The 12,332-nt window shown below is 42.7% G+C and carries 14 protein-coding genes; 8 read left to right on the top strand and 6 right to left on the bottom strand.

The window, feature by feature from the left end; genetic code table 11:
- Window positions 1-49 precede the first annotated feature (49 nt).
- The 3 genes from ACXAGQ_RS15600 to ACXAGQ_RS15610 form a co-directional block, all read right to left on the bottom strand.
- On the bottom strand, window positions 50-337 hold the full coding sequence (locus ACXAGQ_RS15600; protein WP_475255058.1) for a Rho-binding antiterminator: 288 nt from the start codon (window positions 335-337) through the stop codon (window positions 50-52).
- 207 nt (window positions 338-544) lie between these two features.
- Window positions 545-1,324 carry a RelA/SpoT domain-containing protein gene (locus tag ACXAGQ_RS15605; RefSeq protein ID WP_475256600.1) on the bottom strand — a complete coding sequence of 260 codons (780 nt, stop codon included), beginning with the start codon at window positions 1,322-1,324 and terminating at the stop codon, window positions 545-547.
- A gap of 270 nt (window positions 1,325-1,594) precedes the next feature.
- Window positions 1,595-2,383 carry a nucleotidyltransferase family protein gene (locus tag ACXAGQ_RS15610; protein WP_475255059.1) on the bottom strand — a complete coding sequence of 263 codons (789 nt, stop codon included), beginning with the start codon at window positions 2,381-2,383 and terminating at the stop codon, window positions 1,595-1,597.
- Between the two features lie 344 nt (window positions 2,384-2,727).
- Here ACXAGQ_RS15610 and ACXAGQ_RS15615 point away from each other — a divergent pair, with 344 nt between their 5' ends.
- The gene (locus ACXAGQ_RS15615) at window positions 2,728-3,057 is read left to right on the top strand and encodes a hypothetical protein (protein WP_475255061.1); all 330 of its coding nucleotides are present in this window, start codon (window positions 2,728-2,730) and stop codon (window positions 3,055-3,057) included.
- 78 nt (window positions 3,058-3,135) lie between these two features.
- On the opposite strand, the gene ACXAGQ_RS15620 is transcribed toward ACXAGQ_RS15615, so the two are convergent.
- The 3 genes from ACXAGQ_RS15620 to ACXAGQ_RS15630 form a co-directional block, all read right to left on the bottom strand.
- Window positions 3,136-3,495, bottom strand: coding sequence for a HopJ type III effector protein (locus ACXAGQ_RS15620; protein WP_475255062.1), 360 nt, complete (start codon window positions 3,493-3,495; stop codon window positions 3,136-3,138).
- A gap of 70 nt (window positions 3,496-3,565) precedes the next feature.
- Entirely contained in the window at window positions 3,566-3,964 is a 399-nt protein-coding gene (locus tag ACXAGQ_RS15625) for a DUF2750 domain-containing protein (protein ID WP_475255064.1), read from the bottom strand.
- Between the two features lie 125 nt (window positions 3,965-4,089).
- Window positions 4,090-5,124 (bottom strand): transporter, encoded by a 1,035-nt coding sequence (locus tag ACXAGQ_RS15630; RefSeq protein WP_475255065.1) that lies wholly within the window; start codon window positions 5,122-5,124, stop codon window positions 4,090-4,092.
- 474 nt (window positions 5,125-5,598) lie between these two features.
- On the opposite strand from ACXAGQ_RS15630, the gene ACXAGQ_RS15635 reads away from it, so the two are divergent.
- From ACXAGQ_RS15635 to ACXAGQ_RS15665, 7 genes are all read left to right on the top strand, one after another.
- Window positions 5,599-6,180: a hypothetical protein gene (locus tag ACXAGQ_RS15635; RefSeq protein ID WP_475255066.1), complete on the top strand. Its 582-nt coding sequence runs from the start codon at window positions 5,599-5,601 to the stop codon at window positions 6,178-6,180.
- A gap of 42 nt (window positions 6,181-6,222) precedes the next feature.
- Window positions 6,223-6,558, top strand: coding sequence for a carbon storage regulator (locus tag ACXAGQ_RS15640; protein WP_475255068.1), 336 nt, complete (start codon window positions 6,223-6,225; stop codon window positions 6,556-6,558).
- A gap of 154 nt (window positions 6,559-6,712) precedes the next feature.
- Window positions 6,713-7,282 (top strand): hypothetical protein, encoded by a 570-nt coding sequence (locus tag ACXAGQ_RS15645; RefSeq protein ID WP_475255069.1) that lies wholly within the window; start codon window positions 6,713-6,715, stop codon window positions 7,280-7,282.
- A 76-nt stretch (window positions 7,283-7,358) separates the two neighbouring features.
- Window positions 7,359-8,033, top strand: a complete 675-nt coding sequence (locus ACXAGQ_RS15650) for a C39 family peptidase (protein WP_475255071.1) — start codon at window positions 7,359-7,361, stop codon at window positions 8,031-8,033.
- Between the two features lie 8 nt (window positions 8,034-8,041).
- Complete coding sequence (locus tag ACXAGQ_RS15655) at window positions 8,042-8,551, top strand: hypothetical protein (RefSeq protein WP_475255072.1); 510 nt, start codon at window positions 8,042-8,044, stop codon at window positions 8,549-8,551.
- Window positions 8,552-8,847: 296 nt separating this feature from the next.
- The gene (locus ACXAGQ_RS15660) at window positions 8,848-10,191 is read left to right on the top strand and encodes a VpsR-related response regulator (protein WP_475255073.1); all 1,344 of its coding nucleotides are present in this window, start codon (window positions 8,848-8,850) and stop codon (window positions 10,189-10,191) included.
- Window positions 10,192-10,445: 254 nt separating this feature from the next.
- Window positions 10,446-12,332, top strand: a complete 1,887-nt coding sequence (locus ACXAGQ_RS15665; RefSeq protein ID WP_475255075.1) for a methyl-accepting chemotaxis protein — start codon at window positions 10,446-10,448, stop codon at window positions 12,330-12,332.

Below are 12,332 nucleotides of genomic sequence, written 5' to 3' on the forward strand. Positions count from 1 at the left end.
TAACTAGTGCATCGCAAATGATGAAGAAGGGCACCAAGGTGCTCTTTTTTTATCCTTTGAAAATGACCTGTGGCGAAGAAGACGTGACTTCTGAAAAACTTGAACCCGGAGTCAATGACTTCATTTTGGAAATGAAATCAAGCCGTATTTTGGTGTACTGGTATTGTGTTTTACACACCAGCCATTCAGAGCGGTCTGGGTGAATTTCAGTGTTGATACATTGGCCTTCCACAGTGCTGTCATCCGTGAGCTCAAGCAGGACGTCATAATGGGCATCACAGGCTTGCTCGAGGTAATTCTGCAGTGTGTAGTCTATGGGTTGGTATCTATTGGTCATAACGCGGTCTCTGTAATTAGGGGCTGCGTTGTTGTTATGGCCCCAAGTTGAGTTGAAGTTGGATCAAGATTCCATAGCCACCACATAAAAGCGTAGTCAAGAATGAGAATCTCGCTTAAAACTGAAACAACTTGAAATGATTTAATGGATGAATAATCGTTTAGGGGGAGAGGCCACTACCCAATCGTAGTGACCTCTGGGGGAAGTTTAAACCGCGATACTTGCAGGCTGAAGGTATTGCTGCCACGCATCGTGGTAAAGTGCTTTCGAAGTAGCACGCAGCTTGTTGATTTGAGCCACTTCAAATTCACTCTGCGGGCGGCTCTGGCTTAGCGCAGTACGCTCGATGTGCTGAATCTGCTCGTAAATCTTGTGCTCTTCACCATTTTTTACTTCAGAAATGGCATCCAAGTGCAGCTGAACTTCAGCAATCAATTCAGAGCCTGGCAGCTGAACCAACAGTTTCAAATCACGGTAGCCTGAGTCTGTTGGCGATTTAAATCGGTTTTTAACCGAGACAATCGTCGCCTCTTTGCTAATCAACTCAAAAGCGTGCACCAAGCCAGGAATATCGTCAGCAACGAGGGATGCACGGGCAAGATCGGTAATCTTACTGGCATCGCCATTAAGCTCGGTGGCAATTTTCTTCTCGGCTCGTTCGCGTGATTTCACATCAGGTATGACGATGTTGGTGTTTGTCATCAGACCCACTTCATTCATCAGGTTTGCCAGTTCCTGCTGGACTGAAGGAGCCACTTTGTATAAATCTTCAAAATTTTGGTGTGGCTGCTGGATATCAGCAGCGCGCCAGCTCTCAATGCTATAAAGACCGCTCAGACTTTTCTGGAACGACTTTTTACTGGCTTCTGAATGCTTTGGTGATAACTCATAATCTTGCCCAGAGTAGTCTGTCATCAATGGTGTTGCCATCGCTGACCCGCGGGTCAGGAAAAACAGAACAAAACACGTTCGAAGTACAGATTTCAAATCCATCAAACAACTCCTTGGTTGCCCGATCGAATCGGGCATCATACGTAAAAAGGTGCATCTCAGCGGGTAAGGACCTGCTCAGAAAAAGTGACGTATTTTGGGGTGAGTTGCTAGCTACTCTATGCTTCATAGATTAACAGAGTTATCTGAACGCTGGATGAATTTGGAAAATTCATTGATGAGAGTTAACAAAGGCCTGACAGAGGAAGTGGTAAGCGGCTGAAATAAAAAGGGGAGCAAGCAGCTCCCCTCTAATATTCCTTTTAACTAACTTGCCATGGCTAGTGGTTCAGGCTGTAAATACTGGTGCCATGCTTGCTGGTACATTTGCTGTGATTGCTTGCGCAACGCCTTGATTTTGGCCACTTCGATATCATTCAATTCACGCTGCTCAAGGTTTGCTTGGCGTTCTATATGCTGAATCGCTACGTAAATGTCGTGTTCGGGGCCGCTTTTGATCTCGGCAATGGTATCTAGGTGGATCTGTACCTCAGCAATTAAGCCTGATTGAGGGAGCTGAACCAGCATTTTCAAGTCACGGTAGCCAGATGAAGCCGGCTGCTTGAAGCGGTTTTTTGTTTCTACGATAGTGCTCTCACGGCTAAGGTGGTTAAATGCGTCGACTAACGAAGAAATATTATTGGCAACCAGTGTCCCACGGGCGAGATCTGTCAGCTTTTCTGGTTGGCCATTGAGTTCTGTGGCGATTTTCTGCTCTGCGCGTTGGCGAGACTTAATACCCGGAATGATAGGTTTAGCTTCTGTGTGAAGGCTGATGTGAGTCAGTAGTTGCTCCAGCTCATGCTGGGCTGTATGAGCGTGATGGTATAGCTCGTCGAAGTTATGGTAAGGCTGGCTCAAAGTTTCTTGACGGAAGCTGGGTATTGCGAATAAACCGCTTAGTGAGCGTTGGAAGTTATCCTTGGTGTCTTGTGTTGGGGATGGAAGCTTAAACTCCGAATCAGTAAATTGTGGTACTGCTGCATTGGCAACTGGGCCACGTCCGAAAACACATAACAGAACAAAACACGTTCTGAACAAAGACTTCGCGATCATTGGATCTCCTTGGTATCACCGCTCTAAGTTCAAGCGGTACACGTAAGATATCTGGGCGGGGGCTGGGTTTTCAATAGGAACCAAGTAGAAAAGCGGGTGGTAAATTATCATCCTGTGACGCGCTTCCCAATCGACAGATTTGCAATGTGATCAAGGGCAAAAATAGAAAATCATTCTTTAATGGGGTGCGTGGCCACAAGACAAGCTTTGCATCACATGTGACTGTTTATTGTCCAGGGTGAGGCGGGTTTTGGATTATAAAGTTAGCAGCGTTTACGGAACATTTACGATGAGCTCAGGGAAAATGATAGAATGCCAAAGTGATGTTAATGAAGAGATAAACGATGCAACAAAACTTAATGATTATCTTTGCCGCAATTTGGCTGGCGATGGCTGCAGGAAGCTATATGTTGTTTCAAAGAGGGACGGATGTTGAAAGAAAGCGTAAGTTGTGGCCAATTTATACAGTTGCTAGCAATGTTGTGATAGGTGCGGTGATTGTTTACTTACAACCACCGATGGCAATGTTAATAGGTTTATTGCTATTTATGGTGCCATTAACTTGGTTGACGATCCGTTCTACAAAGTTTTGTGATAGCTGCGGCAGTCCATCACGCTCTCCATTTTTCATGAAGCCTCCAGAGAAGTGCTCTCACTGCCAGAAAAAACTGTAAATTAAGAGTACTTTTACCCAAGTAATTCTCACTGAGCCGAGCACCTTGAAGCTACTTGGGTATTTCTAACCTACCTTCCTAAGCGCAGGCCTTTTCACTTAGTGGAGCCTGAGCAAATTGAATACCTTGCCAGCCGTATTTCATAAAGTGGCGAATGTTTTGGTGATCATCTCTGTCGGGGTGCTTCAGAACGTCAACACGGTAATAGTCACCAAAACAGGCGAGGGTTTCCGCTTCAGATAAGCAATTAAGTTTCGCAAACGCGAAGATCCGGCACGATCCTTCATTGGAGCCAGCTTCATTTATCAGGGTGTCATTACCAAGTCCGTTGGTAAATGGAGTCGGTTGGTAAGTATAATTCTTCTCAATAGCGCTCATTACTTCAGTAAATGAGACTGAATCTGGCTGGGATTTAAGCTTAGCGAGAAGCGCTTCCATGGCTGATATCCTTAAAATGGGGGGCGAAATGATGAGATCGCCCCCGAGCTATAGGTTTTTATTGGTTGGTTTAGCGGTTACCTGATTTTTTTGCTTGCTGTTTCAGCTCAAAATCCAGCTCATCAGGGAAAACCACAAGACCATCTTCATCTTGGTTTGGGAAAATAACGACGGCAAGTTCATCGTCTTCAAGGCCGACTGTCCAGCGGCTGTGCCATTTGTTGAGTGATATAGCTTCTGCTTTGCAGTTGTCCCACTCTCCGGTTGCCCAAGACTCAGCAAATTCTTTATTCGGCCACACAGGTACACAATCTTCGTCATCGGTATTTAGCATGACACAACCATGCTCATCCGTCAGAATCCAGATTTCGCGGTTACTCACCACTTCTTTCACCAAATACTTGTATCGCTTTTCAGCATCATAGCCTTGAATTTGTTCGATTTGGCTTGGATCTAATGGCGTCGGCATTCTTATTTTCCTGTAACACATAGTAGTAGCGACATAGCATAGAGGAAAATTAGACTTTAGTCATGAAAATAGCCCCACCTGCAATAGGTAGGGCTATTTTATAGTGGGCAAGGCAAGCAGATTAGTTAGCGCAAGGTATAAGGGACACGGACTGTCAGTTGGAAGTCAGGAGCATCGGCAGTTAAGCCAGCACTGACACCCACGTTCAAAGTGGTTTCAGGGTTGATGGCATAGTTTGCCCCCATAGAGATGGAATCTAATTGAAGTAACTTTGCATCATCCTGGGTACGACCGTCAATTTTCGATTTAAGTATGGTTCTGTGGCTTAGTCCTAGGCTAAAGGAAAATTTTGGGTTCACAGCAAAACCCATACCGGCGCTGAAGCCAATTGTGTCGCCTAGATCTATTTCATTGCGTGTGGTTGTATTATCAACTTCTGTCGTGACATCATCTTTTATGTTCCATATATAGCTTAAGTTGGCGTAGATGACTGCGGGATCCATCGGCATAATCATGGTGACACTGGGCTCAATGCTTGGAAAACCTGAGCCTGTAGGTAATTCCTCGAAGCCGAAGGTACTGTCTACCGGAACATCATAGGGAGATGTCCCGGTTGTGGTTTTGAAGCGCAAGCCAGCAATCCAATAGGGAGCCGTTTCCATGTTAATTTGATATTTAAATCCCGCTTCAATATCACCAAGGTCACTACTGTCAAAAGTTTGTGTCTGGGAACCTTCACTTGGGGCGCTTACGCTTCTTTTCGAAATGGAGTCATAGCGGTAAACCCAGGGAATCCTTGCTTCTACTTCCAAACGGTTGGTAATACCATATCGACCGGTAAGTCCAAAGGTAAGCGTAGTCCTGTCCGTGTCGTTAGCCTCGATGAGGCCGACGAGCAAAGAAGGTAAAACGGTATAACCGACGACAGATACTGTATTGGAAGAGTTCTGCGTGAATGAAAAACTGGTATCTAGAACAAACGATCCCTTTGGTGTCAGGACACCAGGCAAATCAGGGTCAAGGAGATCGCCAAATGTTTGTACTCGCTTAGGTTTTTCGCCAGGTTGAGAGGCGCCTGGTGTTTGGTCTGTTTCCGCGGAGACAGTCCCTGAAATCAAAGCAAGAAGCGCGATAAAGCTTTTGTTGTTGAAAGTACTCACGATTTCCTCACTTAATACTCTTAGCATACCCAAAAAAGTGTTGTTAGTTCTGCTTATATATATGCAATAAAAAAAGCATATTGCTAGATAAGAAAATAATAGTAGAGGTGAGAATTATATGGTAATTAAGAATCTTATTATTAGTCTTGTTTGTGAGAATATTTTGATGTTATCTCTTTTTCGAGAAAATTAAATGCGTGTTTATTAAATGAGAGCGCTTTCTAAATAATGAGAAGAAAAAACAATGTAAACTAATTGAGTTATTATTCCTAAAGTTGATAAAGTGAGAATTTTTTTCATATTTTTTACGTTATAAGCTCTAGGAATTAAAAGGGAAATTAAATAATGAAATGGACAAAAAATTATTAAAAATAATACATGGTCATTTCTTGCCAACACTATAGTTAAGTTATCTCGCAAACACATGCGAGTGATTATAAGAAAATAACTACTAAATATATTTGGAGTATGACCATGCGTAAAACACATATCGCACTTTTAGTAGCAGTTGTTAGTTCACCACTTGCGCTAGCGAACGATTATTACAATCCTTACTACCCATCATATGATGATGGTAAAGACATTGAAGTAAGTGGATCTTTCAATAAAACAATCGATAAAGATCTAACTCTAGATGTAAATAAAGAATATACAGTAGATCACAAATACTACTCTGATGATGATACATTGAAGATGCATGATGTGAATAACTCTTACAGCAAAGAGTGGATTGACAACAGTGTGTACGAGCACTCTTCAAACTTTGAACTAAGTGAAATGCACACTTACAACGTTGCTAAGTCTAAGCTTGACGGTCATGTTGGCTATGCATCAGTTGAATACGGTGGTGCTTGTTGTGACAAGGGTGGGTACGGCAAAGGTAAAGGCTACTACGGCGGTTCATCTGACCCATCAAGCTTAATGGTAACTCAATCTAATGATATGACAGGCGCTTTCTCTGGTGCCTCAGGTATCAATATTGCGGGCCAGAATGCGGGTAACAACTCTCTGGTTCAACAGAGTGCTAGCACCAACGCAGCATTGGCAGGTAATTAATACATAACTGAGGGCTGCTTCGGCAGTCCTCAGGAGGATGTCATGAAATATTTAACACTGATAGTGGTTGCGCTAATTTCATATAATACAGCTGCTGCTGAGGAGTTGGATATTCTAGCAAGCTCTGAGATGTTAAGTGAAGAATTTATGACCCACTCTCGTGGTGGTGAATATGAGCTCGAATCTGAGTACCTTCTCGCGCAGTCAGAGATGTATGGCGATGTTAGTAATAATAGTGCGTATAACAATACTACAGGTAACAATGTGCTTGATGGAAATGCGTTAAGCAACTCGTCTGGGGTATATAATATCGTACAAAATACCGGTAACAATGTATTAATTCAAAATGCAACCGTAATAAACCTGACATTGAAGTAATTGTTAGTCTATCTCTGCTGGCATTTTATGTCAGCAACCACTTAAATGCTGGTTTCGCAGGGGTAACAAAAAGCTTCTGGTTTATTTAGATATTTGTGAGATTACCAATACAAATGGACTTGATATAACATAATTACAAATTCGGAGTTTAATCATGCGTAAAACAAATCTTATGCTTTTAGCAGCAATTATCGCATCACCAATGGCCTTTGCAGATGGCTATGACTATGGCTACGGCTATGATGACATCGATGATGTCACCATTGAGGATAGCTTCAACAAAGAGCTAACTCTTAATGCAGATGCGACTATCAATAAGACCTATACTGATACTTACTATGCAGATAAAGATGATGACAAGTTAATCATGAAGCATGTTGGGAACACTTACGACAAAGTATATAAAAACAATTCTGAAACTAAGTTTGAGCTAGACAAAAAAGTCACTATCGAAGTTGAAAAATACCTAGCCAAGTCAAAAATTGATGGTCATGTAATGGGTACTGAAGTGACATATGGCGGTGCTTGCTGTAAAGGCACTTCTCCAGACGTTGTCATCGATCAAACCAACACCCTTTATTCTGGTTACCAAAGTGCTTCTGGTATCAACATTGCCGGTCAGAACGTGGGTAACAACTCAATGGTACAACAAACAACAAGTACAAACGCAGCGCTTGTTGGCTCAGGTGGAGCTACCCTCCCTGGTGGTGGCGGCTCATATTAAGATTAAGGGCCGAAAGGCCCTTTCTTGCTTTGCTTGAGTAGTGTTTTATGGAGTATTGTGTGATAGGCGATAGCATATGAAAAAATCAATTATTCTGCTTATCAGTGCTTTAGCGTCATCAAGTGTCCATGCTTTGGATTATTTCCCATCCAGGGGGGGCTATAACGTGGAAGTGAAAACTTACCAAGAGCAACTGTTTGGTGATGTATTCAGGCAGCAATATGATTTCAGTTGTGGCTCTGCTGCTGTAGCCTCACTGCTGACTTACCATTATGATATTGAATCTCAAGAAAGTACTATCTTTGAGTTTATGTTCAAGCATGGAGATAAAGATAAAATAGAAAAACAAGGTTTTTCCATGCTCGATATGAAAAAATACCTGCATTCTGTTGGACTCGATGCAAACGGGTATAATATACCACTAGATAAGTTTCATGAATTACGTATCCCGGCAATTACTATAGTAAACTTTGATGGGTATATGCACTTCGTCGTGATTAAAGGGATGAACCAAAATAATGTTATTTTAGGGGATCCCTCGCGAGGAACGTTAATGATCCCAATTAAAGACTTCGAACAAGTATATAAAGGGACTGTCTTATTGGTTAAGAATATGGTTGAGCAAGGCCGGGGAAGCTTCATTACAGCAGATAACTATAATATATATAACACATCTCCCACGTCAGAGGCTGTTGTCAGAGACTCACTATCAACGTTTAGCATTACTCTGCCTGGTAGTAATGAATATTAGAGGCTAGTATGAAAAAGTTATCGCGGTTATTTATTGCGTCAGCAATTAGTGGCTCCGCTCTTATAACGCATGCATCTATTGGATTTCTTTCCATTGACGAGCTGGGGCTGACGACGTTGTCTGATTCTGAAATGTCCTCACTGCGAGGCGGGTTCGTCTCAATTAACGATAATGTTATTAATATCGGCTTGTCAGTGAAAACCCAATTAAATGGTGAAACCGTTTTGTCGAGTCATGTTGCAGACTTTACGATAAGTAACGGTATACTCACAAGCCATGATGGTACGAAAACCTATGATCACGGTGATCCGCTCAAGGTCTTAAGCTATGGGGCGGGTAACGTTGCAAACGTCAGTGATTCTGGTGATGCAATAGGGTATGTTGTGCAAAACACCAAAGATGACGTTACTATCCAAACCCAAACAGTTTTGGATATTGAGGCTGATGTTAAGACCTTCAATCGACAAAGCCTGTTTAATAACCGCTTGGAGCATGCAATTCTGCATAACGGATACTAAACCAAGTGCATTAATTTTTTGTTATTTGGTACATTTTTGTCATTTAAAGCATTGTTTTCTTAACAATGCTTTTTTTTATTTCTAGTGAAACTCTTGTCACTGATAAAAAGTTCAATTTTTTTTATGTCTTTTTCACTTTTGTAACTTATTGATAATTATGTGAATTGGGTGTGCTTTCTAAGGGTTGCAATAGTCTTAATGAAATTTCTTATAATTGAAACGCGTCACAACACAAAAATGTCACCTATATTTTCAATACAACCAAAATAAATATAAGTTGATAGAAGGTGACTTCGATGGTGACTCAAAGTCAAAACAAATCAATAGATGGTCGTTTAGTAGCTCTAGGATGTAACTACGAACCTTGGATTGCGCTATTAGAACAATCTGGATGGAAAACCCACTGTTGTTATGATCTACGTACGGTTGATTCAATCTTGGAAGAATACAGTCCGTGTATTTGTGTTGTTGATTTAAGTAATAATGATTTTAGCTTAAACAGCATTTCTTTGAGGGCAAATAAAACAAAACAAGTTAAATGGATAGCAATTATTAAAAAGGAACAATTGAAAACCGATGCTATCTGTCAGTTTATTAATAACTTCTGCGTTGATTACTTTACTGTACCTATTCCGAGCAGCCATTTACTCAGCACTATTGGACACCAGTTGGGTATGCTTGAGATTGAGTCAAGCTCTTGGGTTGAGATCACCTCTCAGCACGACATGGGGCTTTACGGTGAGTCAAAATCCATTAAACAATTACGCGATATGGTTCGTCGTGTAGCGATGACCGAAGTCAATGTATTCCTTACGGGTGAAAATGGCACTGGTAAAGAGCTGATTGCGAAGTCCGTACATAACCTATCAAAACGTAAAAACACGCCTTTCATTGCAGTTAATTGTGCCGCTTTGAATCAAGATGATGAGAATATGGCTCTGCTAGATGGCAGCTATCGTCAAGAAGATGGTTCGCCATTTAATGGTACCCTCATGCTAGATAACGTTGATGAGTTATCTAAAGAGTTGCAGGAAACGTTGCTGGCTTATCTACAGGCACCTAGTTGTGAGAGCTTAGAGGGTGAGGCTTCTGGAGATGTAAGAATTATTGCTTCCACAAGTGCTGACCTTGAAGCCGCGGTGACAAATGGGTTGTTTAGCAAAGAGTTGTTCTACCGCCTGAATGTATTCCATATCAAAGTACCAACTTTGCGTGAGCGTGGTTCAGATATCTTCTTGCTAGCTGAAACCTTTTTGACCAAGTTCGCACGTGAGTACAGTACGATGGCCTCATCGTTTTCAGAAGACTCTAAGCAGCTGTTATTACGCTATAGTTGGCCTGGCAATGTCCGTGAGCTGATTAATCAGGTCAAGCGTGCAGCTTTGTTAGCTGAGGGTAATGAGGTTAAAGCTGAACACTTTGACTTACCAAGTAAGTCTAACCTCAAGCAAAGTTTACGTAATATTAAAGATGAAGCCGAAAAAGATGTACTGGTTGCTGTTCTAGAAACTCATCGAGGACAAGTGGCATCAGCTGCAAAAGACTTGGGGGTTTCAAGGGCAACAATGTACAGGTTGCTTAATAAGCATAATATAGTGCCGGATGTCCGCCATTATAACAATGGATATGCAAGGGATTGAGTTAAAATATTCCTTTAGTAAAAAGACCCATTCAGGGTCTTTTTTTTTACGCATGTATTTTATTGGAATATTTCCGTATTGGGTTGCTTTGTATGCAGGGAGGTACTGCATTTCTTGATAGCGATCAAATTAATTCTGCACAAATAATTTCAGTGTTAAAAAGTGCTACTAAGTAATACTCTTGTCGAGATAAAAATGTAATAATTCGAGGTGTGAATTAATTTATGCATTATATTTTATAATAAAGGAAACAGATGCTCAGTTTATCTTTACGGCAGAAACTTGCCATTTCCGCAAGCGTTGCCATTATCCTTGGCGGTGCTCTGGTCACTGTACTCTCGTTTGTCTCTTCCCTTAACCGCCTTGATGATGATCTTAATGCAAGGCTCCGTGGTGTTGCTTCTGCATACAATGAATATGTCACCGATTGGCTCGACTCAAAGGCCATGGCGCTATCGGCCTTTCCCCTTGATATTTCTGCGCAAGAGATCCCTGTCCACCTACGACAAGTCAAGCATTCAGCTGGCTTTGATAACGTATTCTTGGCATTTTCTGATGGCTTACAGGTTAATGCCAACCAAGTATTGCTGCCTGATGGCAATAACGATCCTCGCCAATGGCATTGGTACCAGAATGCACTGGGTCAAAATGGCAAGGTAACTGTTGAAAACCCGACAGTCGCGGCGGCGACGGGTGCCAGTGTGGTCTCTATGGGGAAGGCAGTGAATGTGCTGGGCAGCCAGGCGGTGCTTGGCGCGGATGTAGAGATCAAAAATATTATCAGCCAGCTGGATAATGTGGTTTTGCCGGGGGCTGGTTACATGTTTATTGCCAATGACCAAGGCAATATTTTCGCCCATGCTGATACCTCATTGCTAAACCAGCCAACCAATTACAAAGACAGTGATTTAACAGACCGTCTGCTTGCTCGTTTGGCGAATGGTCGCCATGTTGAACGGGTTGATATCAATGGGACAGATAGCTACCTGTATGTCGCCCCAATTGTTGGCAAGCCTTTGCAAACGGTCATTGTGATTGATGCCAAGTCAGTACTGGAGCCTCTGTACAGTACTTTATATGAACAATTGTTTATGACGCTGTTGGTCGTTGTTGTGTGTGCGTTCTTGTTTAACTTACTGTGCATGTACTTGTTCAAGCCGCTACAGCAGGTGTCTTCGGCTTTGGGTGTGATTGCACAGGGTGGCGGTGATCTAACCCAGCGAATTAATATTGATACGCAAGATGAAGTGGGTGATTTGGCACGAAATTTCAACCAGTTCGTGGCTAGCCTTCAAACATTGATTCGTCATGTCCGCCACCAGGGTGAAGAGTTAGGTAATAGCGCATCACAGAGTGAATCCCGTGCTGATAAGCAAGCCATGGAGCTTCAGCGCCAGCAAGATGAAATCACCATGGTAGCGACAGCAGTCACTGAAATGGCGTCAGCCACTCAGGAAATTGCTTCACATGCCGAGCAAACCGCCCGTGCTGCACAAGACTCTACTTCTCATACTAACAGTGGGCGTGAACTGGTTATCCAAAGCCGCCATTCGATTTCGAATTTAGCCAATGAGGTGAATGAAGCCTCTACGGTGATCAGCCAGCTAAATGAACATGCTCAAGGCATCAACAGTATTCTATCGACGATTCAAGGCATTGCTGAGCAGACAAACCTATTAGCATTGAATGCGGCGATCGAGGCTGCGCGTGCCGGTGAGCAGGGCAGGGGCTTTGCGGTGGTTGCTGATGAAGTACGTGTCCTTTCTCAGCGCACTCATACCTCGACAGAAGAGATCCAGAGCATGATTGCTACCTTGCAACAAATTACCACCAAGGCGGTGAACTTGATGGAGACCAGCTCCAAGCTAGCCCAGTGTACTGTTGAGGATGCTGACGAAGCGAATGTGGCGCTGGAGCAAATCAATGCTTCGGTTGCGATGATTAGCGATATGGCTACTCAGATAGCCACCGCCGCTGAAGAGCAAACCCATGTGACCGATGAAATCACCCAAAATACTACCACCATTAAGGATGTGAGTGATCAGTTAACGGAAGACGCCCATCAAGCACGCCAGCAGGCTGAAAGCCTTAGCCAGCAAGCAGCAAGTTTGAATGACAAGGTGTCCACTTTCATCGTCTAA

This window comes from Photobacterium sp. ABD4_091 (assembly GCF_056160145.1).

Excerpts from the sequence above, each read along its gene's own strand:
- ACXAGQ_RS15600 (WP_475255058.1), bottom strand. The coding sequence starts at position 337 with ATGACCAATAGATACCAACCCATAGACTACACACTGCAGAATTACCTC.
- ACXAGQ_RS15610 (WP_475255059.1), bottom strand. The coding sequence starts at position 2,383 with ATGATCGCGAAGTCTTTGTTCAGAACGTGTTTTGTTCTGTTATGTGTT.
- ACXAGQ_RS15615 (WP_475255061.1), top strand. The coding sequence starts at position 2,728 with ATGCAACAAAACTTAATGATTATCTTTGCCGCAATTTGGCTGGCGATG.
- ACXAGQ_RS15620 (WP_475255062.1), bottom strand. The coding sequence starts at position 3,495 with ATGGAAGCGCTTCTCGCTAAGCTTAAATCCCAGCCAGATTCAGTCTCA.
- ACXAGQ_RS15625 (WP_475255064.1), bottom strand. The coding sequence starts at position 3,964 with ATGCCGACGCCATTAGATCCAAGCCAAATCGAACAAATTCAAGGCTAT.
- ACXAGQ_RS15635 (WP_475255066.1), top strand. The coding sequence starts at position 5,599 with ATGCGTAAAACACATATCGCACTTTTAGTAGCAGTTGTTAGTTCACCA.
- ACXAGQ_RS15640 (WP_475255068.1), top strand. The coding sequence starts at position 6,223 with ATGAAATATTTAACACTGATAGTGGTTGCGCTAATTTCATATAATACA.
- ACXAGQ_RS15645 (WP_475255069.1), top strand. The coding sequence starts at position 6,713 with ATGCGTAAAACAAATCTTATGCTTTTAGCAGCAATTATCGCATCACCA.
- ACXAGQ_RS15650 (WP_475255071.1), top strand. The coding sequence starts at position 7,359 with ATGAAAAAATCAATTATTCTGCTTATCAGTGCTTTAGCGTCATCAAGT.
- ACXAGQ_RS15655 (WP_475255072.1), top strand. The coding sequence starts at position 8,042 with ATGAAAAAGTTATCGCGGTTATTTATTGCGTCAGCAATTAGTGGCTCC.
- ACXAGQ_RS15660 (WP_475255073.1), top strand. The coding sequence starts at position 8,848 with ATGGTGACTCAAAGTCAAAACAAATCAATAGATGGTCGTTTAGTAGCT.
- ACXAGQ_RS15665 (WP_475255075.1), top strand. The coding sequence starts at position 10,446 with ATGCTCAGTTTATCTTTACGGCAGAAACTTGCCATTTCCGCAAGCGTT.